Origin of the sequence: Nocardia sp. NPDC047648, from assembly GCF_040642815.1 — a bacterium.
Classification (GTDB): Bacteria; Actinomycetota; Actinomycetes; order Mycobacteriales; family Mycobacteriaceae; genus Nocardia; species Nocardia gamkensis.
Genome location: NZ_JBEYSX010000019.1, coordinates 102,682 through 123,608, shown reverse-complemented (window position 1 = coordinate 123,608; position 20,927 = coordinate 102,682). Strand labels below are relative to the sequence as shown.

Genomic DNA, 20,927 nt, shown 5'->3' with positions numbered 1-20,927 from the left:
TGTCCCAGGTGCCCTAGTCTGTTCGCGGGTATCTCGAAAACAGAGAGGACATGCTTCCATGTCGGCTGGCGGTGGCAAGAAGGCGATCATCGCGGCGTTGACCGCGAACGCGGGGATCGCCGCGGCGAAATTCGTCGGTGCGGCGATCACGGGTTCTGGGTCGATGCTCGCCGAGGCCGTGCACTCCGTGGCCGACACGGGCAACCAGGGACTGCTGCTGCTGGGGCAGCAGCGCGCCGCGAAGGAAGCCGACGAGCTGCACCCGTTCGGGTACGCGCGCAACCGCTACTTCTATTCGTTCATCGTGGCGCTCGTGCTGTTCACCCTCGGCTCCGGTTATGCCATATACGAGGGCATCCACAAGATCCAGCACCCCGAGGAGCTCAGTTCGCCGATCGTGGCGGTCGTCATCCTGGTGCTCGCGATCGCGTTGGAGTCCTACAGCTTCACCACGGCGGTGCGCGAGTCCGCGCCGCTCAAAGGCAACGCGAGCTGGTGGCGGTTCATCCGCAATTCGCGCAGTCCGGAGCTTCCGGTGGTGCTGCTGGAGGACACCGGCGCGCTGATCGGTCTGGTCTTCGCGTTCGCGGGTGTCGGCCTGACCATGCTCACCGACGACCCGGTCTGGGACGGCATCGGCACCCTGGCCATCGGCGGCCTGCTCGGTGTCATCGCGGTGGTGCTCATCGTGGAGATGCAGAGCTTGCTGATCGGTGAGGGCGCAACGCCGGAGGAGAACCGGCGGATCCGGACGAGCCTGGTCGACGAAACCCGCATCGATCGGGTGATCCACCTCAAGACGCAGTATCTCGGCCCGGACGAATTGCTCGTGGCCGCGAAGATCGGCGTGGTGCCCGGTCTCGACGTCGCCGCGATCGCCGACGCCATCGATGACGCCGAGTCCCGCGTCCGCGCGGCGGTCCCCGCGGCGCGCGTCATCTACCTCGAACCCGATCTCTACCGCACCGAACTCGCCACGGGATAGGCCCGCCTGGAGCGGAGACGGTGCCTCGCACGGCGTACGAGTCCGTGCGGGGGCCTGCGACGAACGGGCCGTTTCAGCGGTGCTGGAAAGCGGGAGCGCGTAAGAGGTCGAGCGGATCGGTGCGGATGGTGAAGCGTTCGCGCAGGGCGTGGCGGGCGGCGTGCAGCCCGCTCATGCCGTGCACTCCGGGACCGGGTGGCGTGGCGGACGAGCATAGATAGACACCGGGGATCGGTGTGGCATAGGGATTCCAGCGCGGGGCGGGGCGGAACGCGAACTGACGCAACGTCATCGCGCCCGCGGAGATGTCGCCGCCGATGTAGTTGGCGTTGTGCGAGGGCATTTCCGCGGCGGTGATCACGTTTCTGGCGACGATCAGATCGCGGAAGCCCGGCGCGAACCGCTCCACCTGAGCTATCACGTCCTCGCTGACATCGCGGGTGGAGCCGTTGGGCACGTGGGCGTAGGTGTAGAAGGTGTGGCCACCCGCGGGCGCGCGGGTGGAATCGACCACACCGGGCTGGATGGACAGCACATAGGGCCGTTCGGCGTGCCGTCCCATGGCCACGGCGTGCTCGGCCGCCATGGCCTCGGCGCGGGTGCCGATGACGTGTACCGTTCCGGCCAGCGCGCAGCCCTCGGCCTGCCACGGCACCGGCCCGGAGAGCGCGAAGTCGATCTTGCACGCCGCGCCGCCGTACCGGAAACGCCGCAACCGCTTCGCATACCGCGCGGGCAACCGGTGCTCGGCGATCCGCAACAGTTCGGCGGGGGCGAGATCGAGCAGAACCGCGCGGGCACCGGCGAACTCGTCGATCGAGTCGACCCGGTGCCCGGTGTGCACCCGGCCGCCGAGACGTTCGAGTTCGGCGATGAGCGCGTCGGGAATGGCCTGACTGCCGCCGCGCGGTATCACCCAGCCTCCGACGTGCGCCAGCGTGCCGAGCAGCAGTGCGGCGCCCGCGGCCGTGACCGCGCGCGGCGGGATGATCGCGTGGGTGGCGATACCGGTCAGCAGGGCAGGTGCGACCTGTTCGCGGAACCTGATGTCCCACAGCGGCGAGCCCTGCTCCACGGTGCGCAGGCCGAAACGGATCGCGGTGGCGAGCCCGGAGGGGACGCGGCGCAGATCCGACATCGCGATGTCGACCACGTCGGGCCAGTGCCGCACCAGCGGCGCGAACAGTTTGCGCCAGGTCGGGCCGTCGGGACCGAGAGACTCGACCGTCCGTTCCAGGTCCCGCCAGGCCAGCCCGGCCACGCCCCCGTCGAGCGGATGGGCGTAGGAGACCTCCGGCGCGAGCAGCTCGACGCCGTGCGCGGGCAGATCGAACGCCCGGAAGAACGGGGAGGCCGCCGCCATCGGATGCGCGCCGGCACAGACGTCGTGCCGGTAGCCGGGCAGGGTCAGTTCCGCTGTGCGGGAACCACCCCCGGCCGTATCCTCGGCCTCGTAAACCTCCACGGCGAGCCCCGCCCGGGCCAGGATCACCGCGGCGGCGAGCCCGTTCGGTCCGGAACCGACCACCACCACATCAGCCATACCCCCACGCTACCGGCCGGCCGGTCTTCGACGTGCTCACCGACACCACCCCCTGCGCGACCGGCACGCCGACCCAGCAGCGGTCCGGGCGTCGAGCTCCCGTCAGTGCGTGGCAGGTCCCGAGCACGCTCCACGGTTGTCGAGGAGAGCCGGAAGGGGCGAACCGGCCGCTAGCGCGCACCGACCGCGGCGAGCCACTCCGCCACCAGGAGTTCACACCGCCGGCTTCGCAGCTCCGGTCGAAGACGACCTCCGCGTTCGAGGGTGACCAGGCCGTGCAGGGCACTCCAGGCGACCTCGATGCGGGCGCCGAGGTCGGGTTCGCCGACCGAGGGGCAGTACATGGCTTCCAGCTCCCCGAACGCCTCGCGCAGCGGTAGGGGCGCTTCCGGTCCGAAGGTGAGATCGGTGTTCATCAGCAACATCGCGTCGTAGAGCGCCGGGTTGACCGCGGCGAATTCGAGGTACGCCCGCGAGACCGCGCGCAGTCGGCCGGCATCGTCGGAGTCCTCGGGTCGCGCGCGTCGCAAAACCTCGGTGAGTTCGGCGAAACCTTGCTCCGCGACCGCGGTGACGATCGCCGACTTCCCCGCGAAGTGGCTGTACAGCACGGGTTGGCTGTGTTCGATCCGTTCGGCGAGCCGACGCACGGTGACCGCCTCCCACCCGTGTGCCTCGGCGAGCTCGCGTGCGTTGTCGATGATGCGCTGCCTGCGTTCGGCCCGCTCGCGTTCCTTACGCGTTCGAATGGTCATACCTCCGTATTCTAGCTTCGCTAGACAATCTATCGAAGCTAGATTAGTATCACTATCAGATCTAGCGCCGCTAGATTTCGAAGCAGAGACTTCCAGCCAGGAGCATCGCCATGACCCTCTCCCGTATCGCCACCGTCCTGTCCGTGATCGGCGCCGCGTTCATCCTCTACATCGGGATCAGCTACCTGTTCGCGCCGGAGACCATCGCTCCCGGTTTCGGCCTGCCCGCCTGGCCTGACGGCGACGCGGCGGCGTTCATGAACCTCAAAGGCGTGCGGGACACCGTCTTCGGCGTGTTGATCCTGGTCCTGCTCGGCCTGCGACAGCGGTACGCGCTCGGCATCGTGACCTCGGTGGTGGCGCTCGTGCCGGTCGGCGACATGCTCACCGTGCTCAGCTGGAACGGTTCGGCCGCCGCGGCATTCGGCATCCACGGCCTGACCGCCGTCCTGGTGGCGCTGACCGGTGGGCTGCTGATCCGGGAGCACAGTCTGGACAAGCGCCGCGCCACCGATCCGGTCGCCGTGGCCGCCTGAGGCTACGTAGCGGGAGCGCATGATCCAGAACACTTTCGCGCCGACCGCCGATGACTTTCCGAAGCCGGCTCCGTCCGCACAATCGAACGCACGACGAGCAAGGAGATCGACATGGCGACCAAGCCGCACGGGCCCGCGTCCTACTTTCCCTCCATCGAGGCCGAATACGGTCGCGCCATCGACGAGTGGAAGTCCGCCATGCGCGACACCGGACTCACCTCGCACAAAGAACTCGTCGAATGGCTGAAGACCGAACACGGATTCGGGCACGGCCACGCCACCGCCCTGACCCAGCACCACCTGAATCCGGAGAAATGGGCGGCCTGACCCCGGACGCGACGAAGGGCCCGCCGATCCGCGGGCCCTTCGTCATTCACCCGGCGGCCGGGCGGCTGCCACACCTCAGCCCGGCGCTACGGATGACCTCTCCCCCACCGCCGTCAAGCCTTGACCAGATCTACGGCCTCGGCCTCTTGCGTGCGCGTCGCCTCCGGAGTCCCGTGGCCGTCGTCGACCATGGTCCGCTCGTCGAAAGGCACCTTGCGATCGAGCACCTCGCGCACCCGGTCGACGTCGACGGTCTTGGTCCAGGTGCCGATCAGCACCGTGGCCACCGCGTTGCCGGAGAAGTTGGTCAGCGCCCGTGCCTCGGACATGAAGCGGTCGATGCCGACGATCAAGCCGACGCCGTCGAGGAGTTCGGGCCGATGGCTCTGCAATCCGCCCGCCAGCGTGGCCAGCCCCGCGCCGGTGACACCCGCCGCGCCCTTGGACGCGACGATCATGAACAGCAGCAGCCCGACTTGCTCGCCGATGGACAGCGGCTTGCCCATCGCCTCGGCGATGAACAGCGACGCCATGGTCAGGTAGATGGCGGTGCCGTCCAGATTGAACGAATAGCCGGTCGGCACGACGACGCCCACGGTGGTGCGCTCCACGCCCATGTGGTCCATCTTCGCGATCAGCCGTGGCAGCGCCGATTCCGACGACGAGGTCGCGAGGATCAGCAGGTACTCCCGCGCGAGGTAGCGGACCAGCTTGAAGATCGACACCCGCGAGACGCTCCACAGCAGCACCCCGAGCACACCGAAGACGAACACCAGGCAGGTGAGGTAGAAGGCGACCATCAGCGTGCCGAGCTTCACCACGGCGTCCAGGCCGGTCTTGCCGACCACGTTGGCGATCGCGCCGAACGCGCCGATCGGCGCCAGCCACAGGATCATCACCAGGATGCGGAACACGAGTTTCTGCAGCAGCGCCACGCCGCGCAGGATCGGCTCGCCCGTCGTGCCCATCGCCTGCACCGCGAAGCCGACCAGCAGCGCGACGAACAGCGCCTGCAGGACATTGCCCGTGGTGAGCGACGACAACAGAGTGGACGGGACGATGTTCTGGATGAATTCCCAGGTGCCGCCCGCGCTGTGCGCGGTGTTGGCCAGGTCGTGACCGGCCTTGGTCGACTTGGCGATATTCAGTCCCGCGCCGGGTTGCAGCAGATTGCCGACGACGAGCCCGATCCCGAGTGCGATGGTCGACATGACCAGGAAGTAGCCGATGGCCAGGCCGCCGACCTTGCCGACGGTGGCCGCCGCGCGCACCGAGCCGATTCCGAGCACGATGGTGCAGAAGATGACCGGAGCGATCATCATCTTGATGAGGTTGACGAAGATGGTCCCCAGCGGGGCGAACGACTGCGCGGTGCCGGGCGCCTGCCACCCGACGAGGACGCCCGCCACCACCGCCACGATGACGGCCAGATACAGCCAATGGGTGCGGTCGCGCCGCGTTCGAGTCGAGTCGCTCATAGCGAGGATTTCCCTTCGAAAGGTACCGACGCGAACTGACTCACGCCTTCCAGGCAGAATGATGGTCGGCCGGGTGATCCCGGTCACTGTTTGGTGCATTACGTTCAGCGGAGGCAGAGCTTGTGAGACGCGGTCGGCTCTCCCTCGCCGGGCAGGCGTTCGTCTTCCAGTTGGTCGTCCTCGCGGTGATGATCGCGATCGGTGTGGTGCTCGCGGTCCTGGACGCCAGGCACGACAGCGACGTCACCACCACCAGGGAGGTCACCGACGTCGCGGTGAGCGTGGCCGACGCGCCCTCCACCATCGAGGCGCTGCGCGGGCCGGATCCGACGGCGCGATTGCAGCCGGTGACCGAGGAGATCCGGCGTGAGACCGGCATGGACTTCATCGTGGTCATGGCGCCGGACCGCACGCGCTATACGCACACCAACCCCGCCATGATCGGGCTGCCGTTCAGTGGCACCATCGATCGCGCGCTGGCCGGGGAGACCTTCACCGAGACCTTCACCGGCACCCTGGGCCCCTCGATCCGGGCGGTGACTCCGGTGCACGACAACGGGCGGATCGTCGCCTTGGTCTCCGCGGGCGTGACTCGGGCGAAGATCGGCGACCAGGTCGCCACCCAGCTCCCGGTGATCCTCGGCGTCGCCGGCGCGGGCCTGCTGCTGGCCGCGGGCGGATCGTTCCTGCTCAGCCGCAGGCTACGGCGGCAGACCCACGGCTTGGCGCCCGACGAGCTGCGCGCGATGTACGAGCACCACGACGCGGTCCTGCACTCGGTGCACGAGGGCCTGGTGGTGTTCGGGCCCTCCGGCGAGGACGCCGAGGTGGTCAACGACGAGGCGCGCCGCCTGCTCGACCTGCCCCCGGGCGACGTCCGGCGCAGCGATCTCCCGCTGTCGTTGCAGCGGATGAGCTGGGGCACCGTCCGTGACGAGATGCACGTGACCACCGACCGGATCCTGCTGGTCAACCAGGACACCGTGGAGTGGGAAGGCCGGGCGATCGGCACCGTGATGACCATTCGCGACCACACCGAACTGCAGTCGGTGATGGGCGAACTCGATTCCGTGCGCGGCTTCGCGGCATCGTTGCAGGCGCAGGCGCACGAATCCGCCAACCGTTTGCACACCGTGGTCACCATGGTCGAGCTCGGCCGCCACCGGGAGGCGGTCGAGTTCGCCACCGCGGAACTCGAACTGTCCCAGTCGCTGATCGACCGGCTGTTCGCCGCGGTGGGCGCGCCTGCACTGGCCGCCCTGCTGCTCGGCAAGGTGAATCAGGCCGCCGAACGCGGCATCGAGCTGACGATCACCGACGACACCGCGCTCGACTCGGTGGACCCGCTGTCCCCGCACGAGACCGTCACGCTGGTGGGCAATCTCGTCGACAACGCCATCGATGCCGCGGCGGACAGTACCTCCGGCTGGGTGGAGGTCACCTTGCGACACCAGCGCGCGGACGCCACGGACGAGTCCCTGCTCTACATCCGGGTGGCCGACAGCGGCCCCGGCATGTCGGCGGAGATGTTCGCGCGCGCGTCCCAGCGGGGTTATTCGACCAAGACCGATCACCACGGGCTCGGACTCGCGCTGGTCCACCGGCTGGTGGCCCGCCACGGGGGAAGCATCCGCACGCAACGGGACCCCGAAAGCGCGGTGACCGTGACGATTCCACGGAAGGAAGCACGATGATTCGTGTGCTGATCGTCGAGGACGAGCCGCTGATCGCCGAGGCGCACCGCGCCTATGTGGAGCGCATCGCCGGATTCACGCCCGTCGGCGTCGTCCATACCGGCCGCGAGGCGATGCGCGCGGCGGCCGACGCCGCGGCCGAGGGCACGCCGATCGACCTGGTGCTGATGGACATCGGCCTGCCGGACGCGAGCGGCCTCGACGTGGCCGCCGCGCTGACCGGCCTGGCGCCGCGCCCGGACGTCATCGCCATCACCTCCGCCCGCGACCTGGCCATGGTGCGCACCGCCGTATCGCACGGAGTCGTGCTGTATCTGCTGAAGCCGTTCACCTTCGCCGCGTTCCGCGACAAGTTGGAGCGGTATCGGGAGTTCCGCACCGCACTTCCGGCCGGGGAGAGCGCCATCTCGCAGCACGACATCGATCGGGCGCTGAGCGCGCTGCGCACCCCCGACCAGCGCGCGGCCACCCCCAAGGGCGTCGCGCCGCAGACCCTCGACGAGATCTCCCGCACCGTGCGCGCGGCCGAGGCCGAGGGCGTGACGGCCGCGGACACCGCGACCTCGATCGGCGTCTCGCGCATCACCGCCTGGCGTTACCTGGAGAAATTGGCCGACGACGGGCTGGTCGTGCGCCGCTCGGACTACGGAAGGGCCGGACGCCCGAAGACCCGCTACGTCTGGAAGACCACGACCGGCTGATCAGACCGGCTCCGGCGCCTGCGCGGGCTGACCGAGGCGCACCGGCATCCGCTCGTAGCCGTGCAGGGTGAACAGCGCCCGGCGCTCGGGCGGACCGTCCAGGCGCAGGTCCGGAAAACGCTCGAACAGGGCTTGCAGCGCGTAGACGCCTTCCATCCTGGCCAGACTGGCCCCGAGACAGACGTGCACGCCGCTGCTGAAGGACAGGTGCTCCTTGGCGTTGGCCCGTCCGACATCGAACCGGCCGGGCTCGGCGAACATCGCCGGGTCACGGTTGGCGCCGGCCAGCGACAGCACCACCGTGTTGCCCTTGCGCACCGTCATCCCGTCGATCTCCACGTCGGTCAGCGCGGTCCGTGCGGTGGTCTGCACCGGCGAGTCGAAGCGCAGGATCTCCTCGACGGCGTTGGGCCACAGCTCCGGCTCGTCGCGCAGCCGCGCCAGCTGATCCGGATGGGCCAGCAGTTGTGCGACACCGTTGCCGATCAGGTTGACCGTCGTCTCGAAACCGGCGCCCATGAGCAGGCTGGCGGTGGCCTTGAGCGCGTCGGAGTCCAGCTCACCGGCGGTGACCAGGCTGGAGAGGATGTCCTCGCCGGGCTCGCGGCGCAACCGTTCGATGTGCCGGTCGAGGTAGGCGTTCATCACCTCCATGGCCAGCAGTGCTCTGCGGTGCGCGCGCCACGGGATGCCGACGTCCAGCAGGGGCGTCATCCGATCGCCCCAGTCCAGGAATTTCGCCTTGTCCTCGTCGGGGAAGCCGAGCATCTCGGAGATGATCGCGATCGGCACCTGGGCGGCGAACGATCGGATCAGGTCCGCCGAACCGTGCGCGGGCAGCGCGTCCAGCAGTTCCTCGGTGACCGTCTCGACGCGGTCGCGCAGCCTGCGGATCGCGCGCGGGGTGAAGGCGGAGGCCACCGGCTTGCGCATCGCCGTGTGCTCCGGCGGATCGATCACCAGCATGGACGGCGGCTCGACCGGATTCGGCGGCAGCGGGAAGCGCTCGGCCAACTTCTGCAGCGGCTTGGGGATGTTGAAACTCTCCGTGGTGCGCACGCCGAAACGGCTGTCGCGCAGGATGGACCGGCACAGCTCGTGGTCGAAGGTCGCCCACGCGATCGAGGTGCGCAGCAGCCTGTGCTGCCCGCGCAACCGCTCGATCAGCGGGTACGGGTCGTCGAAGCCCGCGGTCCCGCCCATCAATTCGGCGAACGGGTCACCGCGGCGCGCCTGCACGCGCAGGACGAGCCGAGGCGCGCCCTGCACGGACAACCAGCGGAACCAATAGTGTGGCTTCATCGTCCAGCCCCCGTCGTCGTGGGATGACTCCACCGTACGGAACGTCACCGGGTTGTGGAACGTCCTCAGGTCGGATTCTGCGCTTATACCGTGGTAGGAGCCCGCTCAGCCACGCTGTGCGGTGACCCGCTCCGACGTGATGCGCCGGTCACGCAACGCCGGATCGGGGTTGACCACCTGCACCAGCGAGGCGCCCGCGGCGAGCACCGCGAGATATCCGTCGATCAGTTCGGCCGGTGTGTCCCACGGCGTACTGGACAGCACCCGGTCCCCCTCGGCGAAGCCCTGGCGCATAGCCGATTTCCGCGCTTCGGCGAGCACCTCCGAGACCGGCATGCCGTCCAGCGCGACACCGGCGCCGCGGGGCAGGAACTGGTCGCCGTGCACGCGTACCGAGGTCGCGAAGTCGGTGACTCCGATCGGCAGGTCGCGCACCGGGGAGCCCATGGCGTCCAGCGACAGCGCCGCGGCCTCGCCCGCGCCGTCGGCGTCGTCCAGGCGATCCGGGGTGACCAGGGCCAGATCGGCGTCCTCGTCGGGGCGCAGCACCACCTCGGTACCCGCCCACCAGCAGCCCAGCAGCACCGCCGCGGTCTGCCAGTGCGCCGGGAGCAGGACGGCGACCCTGGCCCCTGGGCTCAGACCGAACTCGTCGCGAATCAGGTTGGCGGTCTTGGCCGCCCAGTTCGCCAGCGTCGCGCCGGACAGCTCGATGCGCGCTCCGGTGGCGTCGTCGTAGTAGGTGACCCGCGGGCCCGCGGGCTCGCGGGCGAGGATCGGATCGAGTACCGCTTCGGTGAGAGTGTGTGCCTGGTCGATATCACGCATGGTTCAGTTCACGCATTTCGGTCCGTTCTGGCCTGCGTCGATCGGTGGAGCGGGTGGGACTGGCGTGGCCGCGCTCGACGCTCCGGACAGATCGAACACCCGGCTCGCCGATGAGCCCGGACCAGAATAGTCGCTCGCCAGCACGACGCTCACCGAATCCGGGGACAGCGCCGGATCCGCGAGCACCGCCAGGCCGCCGAGCGCCTTGGCCACCGCCTGAGCTTTCGGGCTGGAAGTGTCCGCCGCGAGCACCCGGCTGCTGGTCACGCGGCTGCCGCTGTAGTTGGTCACGACGCCTTGACGGAATCCCTTGGTGTTCAGGGCCTGGGCCACCTCGGCCGCGAGTCCGCCGACGCCACCCGCGTTGTAGACGCTGACGGTCACCGTCGCGGGGTCGAAGCCCGGCTCGGCGTTCCGCGGGGCCGGAGCGTCGCCCACCAGCGAGGCGATATAGGACCGGACCGCCTTCGGCTCGACCTTGACCACGGACTCGCCGTTGCCGGTCTCCCCGTTGAGGTCGGCGACCGGAATGGTCTCGAATTTCACCCGGCCGCCGGACAGATCCTTCAACCGCTGCAGGAACGCCAGCACGTCCCAGTCCTCGTCCAGCACGATGGTGCGCCCCACCGCGTCGCTGAGTTGCTGGAGTTTGAGCGGATTGGCCAGCGTCTTCGCGCTGAGCACCTGCTGCACCAGCTGGGCCATGAACACCTGCTGGCGCACGATGCGGTCGATGTCGCCGCGCGGCAGATCGTGGCGCTGGCGCACGAAACTCAGCGCTCGCGGCCCGTCCAGGCGCTGGCGTCCAGCGGGGAATCTGGCGCCGGACATCCATTCGTCCACCGGGTTCTTCAGGCACACCTCGACCCCGCCGACGGCGTCGGTGAGCAGCGCGAAGCCGAGCAGGCTGACCTCGGCGTAGTGGTCGACGGTGATGCCGGTGAGCCCGGCCACCGTCTTGATCAGCGCCTGCCTGCCCGCCTGCGTGGACTGCCGATCGGCGTCGGCGGCCGAGACCCCCTGATCGGTGAGCTTCTGGATCTGCATCGCCTTGGTCGCGCCGTAGGCCGAGTTGATCTTGCCCATGCCCAGACCAGGAATGTTGACGTAGGAGTCGCGCGGGATCGAGATGGCGGTCGCCGAGCGCCCGTCGTTCGGCACGCGCAGCAACACGATGGTGTCGGTGTTGGTGCCGACCTCGTCGCCCGCGTGCAGCATCGCGCGCTCAGCGTCCGAGAGGGGGTTGCCGTGTGCGTCGGTGCGGCTGTCCACACCGACCAGCAAGATGTCCACCGCGCCGTCGCGATTACCGCCGAGGCCGAGATCGCCCAAGCGCTCGATGTCGGCGACCAGCGCGTCCACGCTGTGCCAGGCGAAACCGGTGAGCGCCAGCACGATCACGGCGGCGGCCACCGCGATCGAGCGCAGCGGCCCGAAGGCCGGGCCGCGGGATCCCCTCGTCCGCGACAACGCCGATGTGCCCCTCCGCTGCGACAAGTCCCAATCCTCTCGCCGAAACTCGGTGTCATGGCGATGCGTGCGCAACCGATCCGCCACCATGGTTACCGCTCGCCCCGCCCGATTTCGGGATCCCCGATAGCTCAAGGCTATCGAACGGTTATCGCGAACGGCCGTAACCGCGCAATCGGCGGCGTGCCAGACTTGCGCCCGTGACCGACCCCACCGCGCCCGAGTCCACCGTCTCCGTCCGCCTTGTCGTCACGGGGGCGCACGGACAGGTGGGCCGGGAACTGCTGCGTCTGGCTCCGGCCGCCAGCGGCTACGGGCGCGCCGAACTCGACATCACCGACCCCGTCGCCGTGCGCGCGGTACTCGCGCCCGGCGACGTGGTGCTGAACTGCGCCGCCTACACCGCCGTGGACCGGGCCGAAACCGAAGCCGAAGCGGCGTACGCGGGCAACGCCACCGGACCGGCCGTGCTCGCCGAGGTCTGCGCCGACCTCGGTGCCCGGCTGATCCATCTGTCCACCGATTACGTCTTTCCAGGTACCCAGGATCGGCCGTACGACACTGCGGATGTGACGGGGCCGACGTCGGTGTACGGAGCGTCCAAGCTCGCGGGTGAACAAGCGGTGCTCAGCCGTTGCCCGGACGCGCACGTGGTGCGCACCGCGTGGGTATACACCGGGCGCGGTGGCGATTTCGTCGCCACCATGCTGCGGCTGGAGCGAGAACGCGAGACCGTCGACGTGGTCGACGACGAGGTCGGCTCGCCCACCTACGCCGCCGATCTGGCCGCCGCGCTGCTGGAACTGGCGGGCCGGCCGGACGCCCCCCGGGTGGTGCACGCCACCAATGCGGGGCGGGCCAGTCGATTCGAACTCGCCCGCGCGGTATTCGCGGGTATCGGTGCCGATCCGGGGCGGGTCCGCCCGTGCGACTCATCCGCTTTTCCCAGACCCGCACGGCGCCCGGCGTATTCGGTGTTGTCGCCGCGGGCCTGGAACGATGCCGGGCTGCGCCCGCTGCGGGATTGGCGGACCGCGCTGGGGGACGCGCTGGCACGACGGTCCGGCTAGCGCATACCTTCGCCTTCGCCGCGGCCAAGGGCGGGCCATCGGCGAACGGAGTCCGGCTGCGCCCACTAGAGTTGCCTGTCGTGAGTGATTCCGATTCCGCGGCGCCCGCGGGCCTGGCCGTCGTCACGGTGACCTACTCGCCGGGTGAGCACCTCGAGCACTTCATCAGCACCCTTGCCGGGGCCACCGCGGAGAAACCGCAGGTGATCCTCGCCGACAACGGGTCGGTGGACGGTGTGCCGGAGCTGGCCGCCGAGGCGAATTCGCACGTGCGGCTCCTACGCACCGGCGGCAACATCGGCTACGGCGGCGCGATCAACCGGGCGGTCGCGGAGATCGATCCGGACATCGAGTTCATCGTGATCGCCAACCCGGACATCCGCTGGGGCACCGATTCCATCGACAAGCTGCTCTCCGCCGCCAAGCGCTGGCCGCGCGCGGGTGCGCTCGGGCCGCTGGTGCTCGAGCCGGACGGCAGCGTGTACCCGTCGGCCCGCCGGGTGCCCGGCCTGCTCGACGGAGCCGGGCACGCGATCCTGGGCACGGTGTGGAAGTCCAACCCCTGGACCCGCCGGTACCGGCAGGAGAACGAGGAGATCTCCGAGCGGGCCGTCGGCTGGCTGTCGGGCTCGTGCCTGCTGGTACGGCGCGCGGCGTTCGACTCGATCGACGGCTTCGACTCGCGCTACTTCATGTACATGGAGGACGTCGACTTCGGCGACCGGATGGGCAAGGCCGGGTGGCACAACGTGTTCGTGCCGGACGCCGAGGTGACCCACGCCAAGGGCCACGCGGCGGGCCGCCATCCCGAGGTCATGCTGCCCGCCCATCACGCCAGCGCCTACCGGTTCCAGGCCGACCGGCATCCGCACTGGTGGCAGGCTCCGCTGCGGCTGGCGTTGCGGGCCGGACTTGCGATCCGCTCGCGGATTGCGGTTCGATCTGCCCTGCGTCAGCAGGCGCGCGACGCCGGGTAGCCGGCGGCGCAGGCGAGAAACGACCTTGTGAACAGGGGAGCTTGATGGCAGGAAATACAGGCACCGACGCGGTGATCCTGGTCGGCGGGCAGGGAACGCGGTTGCGTCCGCTGACCCTTTCGGCGCCCAAGCCGATGCTGCCGACGGCCGGGCTGCCTTTCCTGACCCATCTGCTCGCCCGCATCGCGGAGGCCGGGATCACCCATGTGGTGCTCGGCACGTCGTTCAAGGCCGAGGTGTTCGAGGAGCACTTCGGCGACGGCTCCGAGCTCGGCTTGGAGATCGAGTACGTCACCGAGACCGAGCCGCTCGGCACCGGCGGCGCCATCCGCAACGTGCTGCCCAAGCTGCGCGCGGACAACGTGATGGTGTTCAACGGCGACGTGCTGGGCGGCACCGATCTCGGCGCGGTGCTCGACACCCACGAGTCGACCCGCGCCGACGTGACGCTGCACCTGGTCCGGGTCAGCGACCCGCGCGCATTCGGCTGCGTGCCCACCGACGAGGACGGCCGGGTCACCGCGTTCCTGGAGAAGACCCAGGATCCGCCGACCGATCAGATCAACGCCGGATGCTACGTCTTCCGCCGCGAGTACATCGAGAAGATCCCGGCCGGGCGCCCGGTGTCGGTGGAGCGCGAGGTGTTCCCCGCGCTGCTGACCGAGGGCGCCCGCCTCCAGGGGTACGTCGACGCTTCCTACTGGCGCGACATGGGCACTCCCGAGGACTTCGTGCGCGGCTCCGCCGACCTGGTCCGCGGCATCGCGCCCTCCCCCGCCCTGCCCGGTCAGCGCGGTGAATCGCTGGTCCATCCCGGCGCGGGCGTCGCGCCGGGTGCGGTGCTCATCGGCGGGACGGTCGTCGGCCGCGGCGCCGAGATCGGCGCGGGCGCGCGCCTGGACGGCGCGGTGGTCTTCGACGGCGCGGTGATCGAGGCGGGCGCCACGGTCGAGCGCACCATCATCGGGTTCGGGGCGCGCATCGGCCCGCGGGCGCTCGTCCGCGACGGCGTCATCGGGGACGGCGCGCACATCGGCGCCCGCTGCGAACTGCTGCGCGGAGCCCGCGTCTGGCCCGGTGTGGTGATTCCCGACGGCGGCATCCGCTTCTCCACCGACGTCTGAGGCGCGTTCCGCTCGCCGCGCCGAGGGGTGACCATCGGGCGAGTTCGGGCCGCGGACGTGCGGCGCCGGGGAGGCGGCGGTCGACCTGACGCGCGGCTCGGGCAGGAGCTGCCAGGACGACCCGCAGCGGACTTCGCTTGGCCGGGCCGCGCACGCCGTCCTGACATCCACGCACGCGACGGTGCGAGCAGCGGCCGGTCAGGAGAAGCCGACGGCCTGTTGCCCCCAGGCGGTGTGCAGGTCGCGGTCGGGATCCTCGACCACGCGATCGACGCTGTCGATGAGCAGGGTGGCGCGGTCCGCGAGGCGGTAGGGCGGCCAGTGTTTGGAGCCGTCGAGCGCTGCGGGGACGCCGTGGGTGACGAAGGCCAGCCAGCGGCGCATCATGCGCCCGGAGACCTCCGTGGCCGCTTTGCGGCCGCCCAGCCAGAAGGTGGGGTCGCGGTTGATCGTGCCGAAATTGCCGAAGACATACGGCAATTCGGTGGCGTGACCCGCGCCGACCCGGGCCGCCCGCAACATCGGGGTGGCGTAGTCGAAGCGGTACATCCAGGTGGGCGAGTGCTCGGCGTGACCGTCGGCCACCCAGTGCGCGGGCATCCGGAACGCCGCGTCGGTGGACATCGCCAGCGCGCCGCGCGCCTTGTTCAGGTCCGGGTAGGCCGAGGTGATCTCGGCGATCCGCTCCGCGGACATCTCCGGGTGGCCCGCGGCGACGTCACGCAGCATCGCGTTCACCGCATCCGGCGTCACCGGCATGATCGGCGAGCGCAGCAGCCGGAACAGCGAAGCCTCGTCCTTGTTGGTGCCGATGATCAACGGCACCCGGTGCGATCGCCCGCCCTGGAACCGGTCGATCGGGTAGGTCGGCAGCAGATCGCCGTCGACCACGGGTGCCGCCGCCAGCCTGCCCGGCTCCTTCAGCGGTATCTCGTCGAGCAGGACGCCCGCCGCCGCCACGATCCGGTCGATCGGGCATTCCAGCAGTTCCCCGGCCCTGCTCGCGGGCAGTTCGATCAGCTCCAGGAAGCGCTGCGCCACCGTCGCGGCGCGTTCGGGCCCGAACACCGTGGTGGCGGGCGGGCTCTGCGCGATCGCCCGGTGGAACAGCCCGGCCGCGCGCGGTGCGGTGAGCAGCGCGGTGACGCAACCCGCGCCGGAGGACTCGCCGAAAAGCGTGACATTGCCGGGATCGCCGCCGAACGCGGCGATGTTCTCGCGCACCCACTGAAGTGCGGCGATCTGATCGTGCAGGCCGAGGTTCGGCGCGAAGTCGTCGCCGAGCGAGGACAGGTCGAGGAAGCCGAGCGCGCCGAGCCGGTAGTTGACGCTCACGACCACGACGTCGCCGGTCGCGGCCAGCTTGCGCCCGTCGTAGATCTGCTGCGCCGCGGTGCCGAGGCAGTACGCTCCGCCGTGCAGCCAGACCATGACCGGGCGCGGTTCGGTTTCCGCGCCCCGGGCGGGATCGCCGGTCTCGGGCCGCGGTGACCAGACATTGAGCCACAGGCAGTCCTCGCCCATGGTCAGGCCCGAATCGATGGGGACCATGGTGCCCATCGTCTGGGGCGCGATCTGCCCGAACGCGGTGCAGTCGCGCACTCCGTCCCACGGCTGCGGGGGCTGGGGGCGCGCGAACCGGGCCGGGCCGGCGGGGGCCGCGGCATACGGGATGCTGCGCCAGACGGACACCGCACCCTCGCGCACGCCGCGTACGTCGCCGTGCACCGTTCGCGCGATGGGCTCGGCGGAACCGTCGGGACCGGGCACCGCCTCGGAGAATTGAGCACGCATCGCCGACCTCCTCATACTTCTTTTTCGAGAGTACGTCGAAGATCAGGTAGTCCACGTTGGGTTGCCGAGACATGGCCGCGTCGCCTGCGATTCATCCGCTGTTCAGGCACCTGTCCGGAGCCGCGATGTCGAATCGGTCACTGCGGGGGCCATCACTCGCCGCCGCCCTCGGTAGCCGCAACGGTGCTCCCGCTCGCTTCTCGCCATGATCGCGGCGTCGTTCGACCGACGTTCGGATGTGCCGAACTGCCGCGAACGTTTCGGCGCGGTCCGAGCCGAACGCAGAGCGCCGCGGCGCTTAAACTGAGCGGATGCCGAGTTACAGCTACCGGTGCCGCAGCTGCGGCGACACGTTCGAGGTCTCCCGCCCGATGGCCGAGGCGTCGGCGCCTGCGACCTGCCCGATCGGCCACGACGACACGGTCAAACTGCTGACCACCTTCGCCACCGTCTCCCGGGGCGGCGGGTCCGCGCCCGCGCCGAGTCCGGCGGCGCCGCCCGCGGGTGGCGGCTGCTGCGGGGGCGGCTGCTGCGGCTGACTTCCCGGCGGCGGTTTCAGTCGCGCCGGTCGGCGTGACCGAGGTCGCGCTCGGGTGCCACCCGGTCGCGCACCCGCTGCTTCAGCACCGCGATGTCGGGAAAGCCGCCGTCGGTCTTGCGCTCCCAGATCTGCTCGCCGTCGACGGTGATCCGGAAGATCCCGCCCGAACCCGGCCGGAGCGCGACTTCGTCCAGGTCGGTGGCGAACGTGCTGAGCAATTCCTGCGCCATCCAGCCTGCCCGCAGCAGCCAGCGGCATTGGATGCAGTACTCGATCGCGACGCGTGCCATGCCCGCCGACGCTACCGGTCAGTCGGCGTGCGTGCCGTCCAGGTACACCCAGGCGCCATCGGATCGGGCGAATCGGCTGGTCTCGTGCAGCGCGCCGCGACCGCCCGCGTCCCGGTAGTGCGCGACGAACTCCACTGTTCCGGTGTCGTCGAACAGGCCACCGCGGTCGGTCCGAGTGATTTCGAGGAACAGCCAGCGCTGGGCTGGGTCGAGGGTCAGATCGGCCGGTCGCGTCCGCGGATGCCAGGAACGCAGCAGGTAGGCCACATCGCCCACCGCGAACGCGGTGTAGCGCGAGCGCATCAACGCTTCGGCGGTGGCAGCGGGACGCTCGCCGCGAAGCACCGGACCACAACAGTCGTCGAAGGCCTCGCCACGCCCACAGGGGCAGCGCCGTGCTCCGCTCACGCCACGTCCTTTCCGGTTCGAGCAGCGCCGTTCATGGTCACGTTCGCAACCGCTCGTCCTGATCCGTTCCATCGTGCCGGTTCCGGCCGATCTTGCCGACAGGCATGATCGCCGGGTCAATCCCGGCGCGCCTGCACCGCCGCCAGATCCGCCGCCAGGGCGACGGTCTGTTCCCGCCAGCGCCGCAGATCGGTGACGCTGGGCGCGAGCTCGTAGTCGTGATGATGCGCGGCGCGCGACAGCGCCGCCCAGAGCACGGCCACGCGCGCCGCCTCGTCCGGGCCCGCGAAGGCGCGCAGCGCGATCAGCTGCGCCCGCATCGGACAGCGGACCAGCGGTGGCGCCAGCCGCAGCCACAATTCGTCCACGGCTTGCTCCAAGGCGATCCGCAGAATCCAGGCCGTCGCCCGGGACCACAGCCCGCCCGCGTCGGTCACCGATCCGGCGAGCAGCAGATCGACCGTCTCCAGCCGCTCGGCGACCGACGGCCGATTCCCGCGCGGCCGGTGCGCTCCGTCGTTCCGCCCACCCCGCCCGGGCCGAGGCGCGCTGCCGCCGCCGGCGGGGCCGCGACGTGCGCCGACCGGCCGACGCCGCCCGCTCATCGGCGCCTCACCGGGCCAGCCAGGCGACGAATCTCTCGGTCTCGCCGATCAACTCGCGCATGTCGCGCCCGATCGGCACGTGCGCGCCCGCCGTGGCGTCGCGCAGTGCGTCCACCACCCACCGTCCTTCCGCCGCGATGAGATTCTTGTTCAGATCGTCGACCTTGCTGCCGACCCCGAAGACCGCCAGCGCCACCTTCGCCCTGGTGGATTGCGCGGCGTCGATGTGGCGCTCCACCTCGCGGTGATTCATGCCCGCGGCGAGCAGCGTGTGCCGCGCCCTCGCCAGGCTGGCCGCCTCCACCGCGGAACGGCAGCAGGTGGCCACCAGTTCGTCGGCGATCGCCGCGGGCAGCTGCGGGGTGCGCACCAAGGCGCGGGCGTCGTCCAGATAGCGGCGGATCGGATCGCTGGACACCCGCACCTCGACCACCGAGCGGTCGCGCCGCTGCACCTCCAGCACGGTCGCGTCCAGCTGCATCCGCCGCACCGCCTCGGCGAGGCGCTCGTCATGGGTGAAGACCACCACCTGCCGAGTCCAGGCCACCGTGGCGAGCACCTGGGCCAAGCCGTCCACCTTGGCCGGGTCCATCGCCTGCACCGGGTCGTCGATCATGACGAAGCGGAACGGGCTCTGCTCCACCGTGGCTCGCGGCAGGAACAGCGAGAGACCGAGCGCGTGCAACTCGCCCTGGCTCATCACGCCGAGAGCTGCGCCGTCCACCTCGTCCACGGTGACGTCGAGCAGCACGCGGCGCGCGGTGCCCGCGTTGCCCTGCAATCGGATCGCGCCCAGTTCCACGTTGCTCTGCTGCCGCAGCGTGCGCCACACCCATCGGGCCGTCGTCTCCAGCGGCGTCATGCGCTCGCCGCGCAGGCCCGCGGTGGCCGACTTCAGCCAGTCCTCGGCCTTCTTCACCGTGCGCAGTTCCGCCGCGTGCGCGGCCACCTCGCGCGCGCCCTCCAGCCAGGCCACGATCCGCGGCACCAGCGGCGTCCACACCTCGTCCAGGCGGTCGAGTTCCTTGCGGGTGCCCTTCTGCAGCAGGTCGAGCTCGTCGACCAGCCGCGCGTGCGCGCTGCGCAGCCTGCCGGGCAGGTCCGGGGTGTAGTCGGTGGCAGTCAGCGCGGCCCACTCCGCCCAGGCCTCGCGCACCGCCGTGGTGTCGACCGACGGCGGGTTGCGCGGGTCGAATTCCAATTCGGCGGGCACGAGGTCGGGAAGCGCCCGCGCGGCGCGCACGGCGTCGCCGAGTTCGATGCGGGCGGTGGTGAGCGCGTCCACCCGGGCGGCGAGTCGCTCGATGGCGGCGTCGGTCTCGCGCACCCACGTCTCGTCCAATGCGCCGCGGCCGCACACCGGGCACGGACATGCTCCGCTCGCCGCTTGGTGCTCGCGGGCTTTGCGCAGCAGTTCGAGCAGGCGCAGATCGGATTCTGCGTCTGCGGTCGTACCCTCGGCGAGGGCCGCGCCACACGCTTCCAGCCGGGTGGCCACCGCGTCGACTTCGGCGTCGTCGGGCAGCGCGAGCCGCACGATCGCGCGCAAGCCGTCCGGGCCGGCCGGATCGTCCACCACGCCCAGCACTTCGCGGCCCACCGCGGCGAGATCGGGCTGGGCGGGCCGCAGCAAGCCTGCCACCCGGACCGCACGGTCGTCGGCCACCGACGCGAGCAGTTCCAGCAGTTCCAGCCGTTCCTGACGCGAATCCCGTACGGCGCGTTCCAGTTCCAGGCGGCGCATCCGGATCCGTTCCTGCGCCAGGGTGAGTTCGTCCAGGCCCAGCAACTGGTGCAGCGCGTCGAACAGATCACTCGGTTTCCCGTCCACCAGCGCGCCGAGTTCGCTGTAGGACAGGAAGGGACGGTAGAGCTCGAGTTGGGCCGTCCACCGGTCCATGTCGAAATCCGTGGGAGCCGCGGGCGGATACCGCTGGGTCCAGTGTGCGTCCGGCAGGTCGGCGTCGGCCGCCCATTCCTTGGTGATGGTGAGCCGGGGCGCGTCACCGGCGGTGAGCATCTCCAGCTCGATCCGGGCGGCCGTACCGTCGTGCAGGTTGCGCCAGCCTTCCCGCCAGGCCGCCGATCGCCCGTCCCACCGGCGGTTCCCGCCGGTCAGCGCCAATTCGGCGGCCTCGGCGAAACTGGATTTGCCGCTGCCGTTACGGCCTACCACGAGGGTGAGACCCGGCCCCGGCGGCAGCTGTAGCGTCGTCTCGGGACCTATGCCGCGGAATCCGCACACCCGGATGGCGCTCAGGAATATCCCGGAGTGATCGAACGCCGTTGCCGCCTCGTCCGATTCGGCGGCGCCCAGGGCGCGCAGCACGGTCCGCGTGACCGAGGGAGTGACCGCCGGATCCTCGGCGAGGCGCCGGGTGACCACCTCCGAGAGCCGGGGCGGCGCGTCCACGGAGCCGGTGGCCTGGACAGCGTCGGGATCCAGGCGCATGCGAAAAATCCCCTCCACCATCGAGCCGCCACACGTCCTCCGACCCC

The 20,927-nt window shown here is 70.3% G+C and carries 20 protein-coding genes; 9 read left to right on the top strand and 11 right to left on the bottom strand.

Translation table 11 applies throughout. The features are described 5' to 3' along the window. Positions 1–58 precede the first annotated feature (58 nt). Positions 59–985 carry a cation diffusion facilitator family transporter gene (locus ABZ803_RS30990; RefSeq protein WP_357044755.1) on the top strand — a complete coding sequence of 309 codons (927 nt, stop codon included), beginning with the start codon at positions 59–61 and terminating at the stop codon, positions 983–985. A gap of 73 nt (positions 986–1,058) precedes the next feature. On the opposite strand, the gene ABZ803_RS30985 is transcribed toward ABZ803_RS30990, so the two are convergent. Together ABZ803_RS30985 and ABZ803_RS30980 are read right to left on the bottom strand one after the other, a co-directional pair. Further along, positions 1,059–2,528 carry an NAD(P)/FAD-dependent oxidoreductase gene (locus ABZ803_RS30985; RefSeq protein ID WP_357044753.1) on the bottom strand — a complete coding sequence of 490 codons (1,470 nt, stop codon included), beginning with the start codon at positions 2,526–2,528 and terminating at the stop codon, positions 1,059–1,061. Positions 2,529–2,698: 170 nt separating this feature from the next. After that, positions 2,699–3,283 carry a TetR/AcrR family transcriptional regulator gene (locus tag ABZ803_RS30980; RefSeq protein ID WP_357044751.1) on the bottom strand — a complete coding sequence of 195 codons (585 nt, stop codon included), beginning with the start codon at positions 3,281–3,283 and terminating at the stop codon, positions 2,699–2,701. Between the two features lie 110 nt (positions 3,284–3,393). Here ABZ803_RS30980 and ABZ803_RS30975 point away from each other — a divergent pair, with 110 nt between their 5' ends. Further along, positions 3,394–3,819 carry a DUF4267 domain-containing protein gene (locus ABZ803_RS30975; protein WP_357044749.1) on the top strand — a complete coding sequence of 142 codons (426 nt, stop codon included), beginning with the start codon at positions 3,394–3,396 and terminating at the stop codon, positions 3,817–3,819. Between the two features lie 111 nt (positions 3,820–3,930). Next, on the top strand, positions 3,931–4,146 hold the full coding sequence (locus ABZ803_RS30970; protein ID WP_357044747.1) for a DUF4287 domain-containing protein: 216 nt from the start codon (positions 3,931–3,933) through the stop codon (positions 4,144–4,146). A gap of 113 nt (positions 4,147–4,259) precedes the next feature. Here ABZ803_RS30970 and ABZ803_RS30965 read toward each other — a convergent pair whose 3' ends face one another. Further along, positions 4,260–5,624, bottom strand: a complete 1,365-nt coding sequence (locus ABZ803_RS30965; RefSeq protein WP_357044745.1) for a cation:dicarboxylase symporter family transporter — start codon at positions 5,622–5,624, stop codon at positions 4,260–4,262. Between the two features lie 188 nt (positions 5,625–5,812). Between ABZ803_RS30965 and ABZ803_RS30960 the strand changes: the two genes are divergently transcribed. Both ABZ803_RS30960 and ABZ803_RS30955 read left to right on the top strand, forming a co-directional pair. Continuing rightward, positions 5,813–7,318, top strand: a complete 1,506-nt coding sequence (locus ABZ803_RS30960) for an ATP-binding protein (RefSeq protein WP_357044817.1) — start codon at positions 5,813–5,815, stop codon at positions 7,316–7,318. Further along, positions 7,315–8,019: a response regulator gene (locus tag ABZ803_RS30955; protein ID WP_040869265.1), complete on the top strand. Its 705-nt coding sequence runs from the start codon at positions 7,315–7,317 to the stop codon at positions 8,017–8,019. The genes ABZ803_RS30960 and ABZ803_RS30955 overlap by 4 nt, the downstream gene beginning before the upstream one ends. Here ABZ803_RS30955 and ABZ803_RS30950 read toward each other — a convergent pair whose 3' ends face one another. The 3 genes from ABZ803_RS30950 to ABZ803_RS30940 all read right to left on the bottom strand — a co-directional run bounded on the left by ABZ803_RS30950 (position 8,020) and on the right by ABZ803_RS30940 (position 11,577). After that, positions 8,020–9,321, bottom strand: a complete 1,302-nt coding sequence (locus ABZ803_RS30950; RefSeq protein WP_357044815.1) for a cytochrome P450 — start codon at positions 9,319–9,321, stop codon at positions 8,020–8,022. 105 nt (positions 9,322–9,426) lie between these two features. Next, entirely contained in the window at positions 9,427–10,149 is a 723-nt protein-coding gene (locus tag ABZ803_RS30945; protein ID WP_040869268.1) for a TIGR03089 family protein, read from the bottom strand. Between the two features lie 3 nt (positions 10,150–10,152). After that, positions 10,153–11,577, bottom strand: a complete 1,425-nt coding sequence (locus ABZ803_RS30940; RefSeq protein ID WP_357044813.1) for an LCP family protein — start codon at positions 11,575–11,577, stop codon at positions 10,153–10,155. A gap of 242 nt (positions 11,578–11,819) precedes the next feature. Between ABZ803_RS30940 and rfbD the strand changes: the two genes are divergently transcribed. The 3 genes from rfbD to ABZ803_RS30925 all read left to right on the top strand — a co-directional run bounded on the left by rfbD (position 11,820) and on the right by ABZ803_RS30925 (position 14,790). Continuing rightward, positions 11,820–12,689 (top strand): dTDP-4-dehydrorhamnose reductase, encoded by an 870-nt coding sequence (rfbD, locus tag ABZ803_RS30935; RefSeq protein WP_357044743.1) that lies wholly within the window; start codon positions 11,820–11,822, stop codon positions 12,687–12,689. An 80-nt stretch (positions 12,690–12,769) separates the two neighbouring features. Beyond that, positions 12,770–13,666 (top strand): glycosyltransferase family 2 protein, encoded by an 897-nt coding sequence (locus tag ABZ803_RS30930; protein ID WP_357044741.1) that lies wholly within the window; start codon positions 12,770–12,772, stop codon positions 13,664–13,666. A gap of 44 nt (positions 13,667–13,710) precedes the next feature. Further along, on the top strand, positions 13,711–14,790 hold the full coding sequence (locus ABZ803_RS30925; protein ID WP_040869274.1) for an NDP-sugar synthase: 1,080 nt from the start codon (positions 13,711–13,713) through the stop codon (positions 14,788–14,790). Between the two features lie 198 nt (positions 14,791–14,988). On the opposite strand, the gene ABZ803_RS30920 is transcribed toward ABZ803_RS30925, so the two are convergent. Further along, complete coding sequence (locus ABZ803_RS30920; protein ID WP_357044738.1) at positions 14,989–16,584, bottom strand: carboxylesterase/lipase family protein; 1,596 nt, start codon at positions 16,582–16,584, stop codon at positions 14,989–14,991. 311 nt (positions 16,585–16,895) lie between these two features. Between ABZ803_RS30920 and ABZ803_RS30915 the strand changes: the two genes are divergently transcribed. Further along, entirely contained in the window at positions 16,896–17,123 is a 228-nt protein-coding gene (locus tag ABZ803_RS30915; RefSeq protein WP_084499109.1) for a zinc ribbon domain-containing protein, read from the top strand. Positions 17,124–17,139: 16 nt separating this feature from the next. Here the strand turns inward: ABZ803_RS30915 and ABZ803_RS30910 are convergent, their stop codons facing one another. The 4 genes from ABZ803_RS30910 to ABZ803_RS30895 form a co-directional block, all read right to left on the bottom strand. Beyond that, the gene (locus ABZ803_RS30910) at positions 17,140–17,415 is read right to left on the bottom strand and encodes a SelT/SelW/SelH family protein (RefSeq protein ID WP_357044736.1); all 276 of its coding nucleotides are present in this window, start codon (positions 17,413–17,415) and stop codon (positions 17,140–17,142) included. Between the two features lie 18 nt (positions 17,416–17,433). Further along, positions 17,434–17,823: a YchJ family metal-binding protein gene (locus tag ABZ803_RS30905; RefSeq protein WP_357044734.1), complete on the bottom strand. Its 390-nt coding sequence runs from the start codon at positions 17,821–17,823 to the stop codon at positions 17,434–17,436. 116 nt (positions 17,824–17,939) lie between these two features. Beyond that, the gene (locus ABZ803_RS30900; protein WP_357044732.1) at positions 17,940–18,428 is read right to left on the bottom strand and encodes a hypothetical protein; all 489 of its coding nucleotides are present in this window, start codon (positions 18,426–18,428) and stop codon (positions 17,940–17,942) included. A 7-nt stretch (positions 18,429–18,435) separates the two neighbouring features. Further along, positions 18,436–20,880 carry an AAA family ATPase gene (locus tag ABZ803_RS30895; RefSeq protein ID WP_357044730.1) on the bottom strand — a complete coding sequence of 815 codons (2,445 nt, stop codon included), beginning with the start codon at positions 20,878–20,880 and terminating at the stop codon, positions 18,436–18,438. Positions 20,881–20,927: the final 47 nt, after the last annotated feature.

Coding starts and splice junctions, on each gene's coding strand:
- ABZ803_RS30990 (WP_357044755.1), top strand. CDS start 59: ATGTCGGCTGGCGGTGGCAAGAAGGCGATCATCGCGGCGTTGACCGCG.
- ABZ803_RS30985 (WP_357044753.1), bottom strand. CDS start 2,528: ATGGCTGATGTGGTGGTGGTCGGTTCCGGACCGAACGGGCTCGCCGCC.
- ABZ803_RS30980 (WP_357044751.1), bottom strand. CDS start 3,283: ATGACCATTCGAACGCGTAAGGAACGCGAGCGGGCCGAACGCAGGCAG.
- ABZ803_RS30975 (WP_357044749.1), top strand. CDS start 3,394: ATGACCCTCTCCCGTATCGCCACCGTCCTGTCCGTGATCGGCGCCGCG.
- ABZ803_RS30970 (WP_357044747.1), top strand. CDS start 3,931: ATGGCGACCAAGCCGCACGGGCCCGCGTCCTACTTTCCCTCCATCGAG.
- ABZ803_RS30965 (WP_357044745.1), bottom strand. CDS start 5,624: ATGAGCGACTCGACTCGAACGCGGCGCGACCGCACCCATTGGCTGTAT.
- ABZ803_RS30960 (WP_357044817.1), top strand. CDS start 5,813: ATGATCGCGATCGGTGTGGTGCTCGCGGTCCTGGACGCCAGGCACGAC.
- ABZ803_RS30955 (WP_040869265.1), top strand. CDS start 7,315: ATGATTCGTGTGCTGATCGTCGAGGACGAGCCGCTGATCGCCGAGGCG.
- ABZ803_RS30950 (WP_357044815.1), bottom strand. CDS start 9,321: ATGAAGCCACACTATTGGTTCCGCTGGTTGTCCGTGCAGGGCGCGCCT.
- ABZ803_RS30945 (WP_040869268.1), bottom strand. CDS start 10,149: ATGCGTGATATCGACCAGGCACACACTCTCACCGAAGCGGTACTCGAT.
- ABZ803_RS30925 (WP_040869274.1), top strand. CDS start 13,711: ATGGCAGGAAATACAGGCACCGACGCGGTGATCCTGGTCGGCGGGCAG.
- ABZ803_RS30920 (WP_357044738.1), bottom strand. CDS start 16,584: ATGCGTGCTCAATTCTCCGAGGCGGTGCCCGGTCCCGACGGTTCCGCC.
- ABZ803_RS30915 (WP_084499109.1), top strand. CDS start 16,896: ATGCCGAGTTACAGCTACCGGTGCCGCAGCTGCGGCGACACGTTCGAG.
- ABZ803_RS30910 (WP_357044736.1), bottom strand. CDS start 17,415: ATGGCACGCGTCGCGATCGAGTACTGCATCCAATGCCGCTGGCTGCTG.
- ABZ803_RS30900 (WP_357044732.1), bottom strand. CDS start 18,428: ATGAGCGGGCGGCGTCGGCCGGTCGGCGCACGTCGCGGCCCCGCCGGC.
- ABZ803_RS30895 (WP_357044730.1), bottom strand. CDS start 20,880: ATGCGCCTGGATCCCGACGCTGTCCAGGCCACCGGCTCCGTGGACGCG.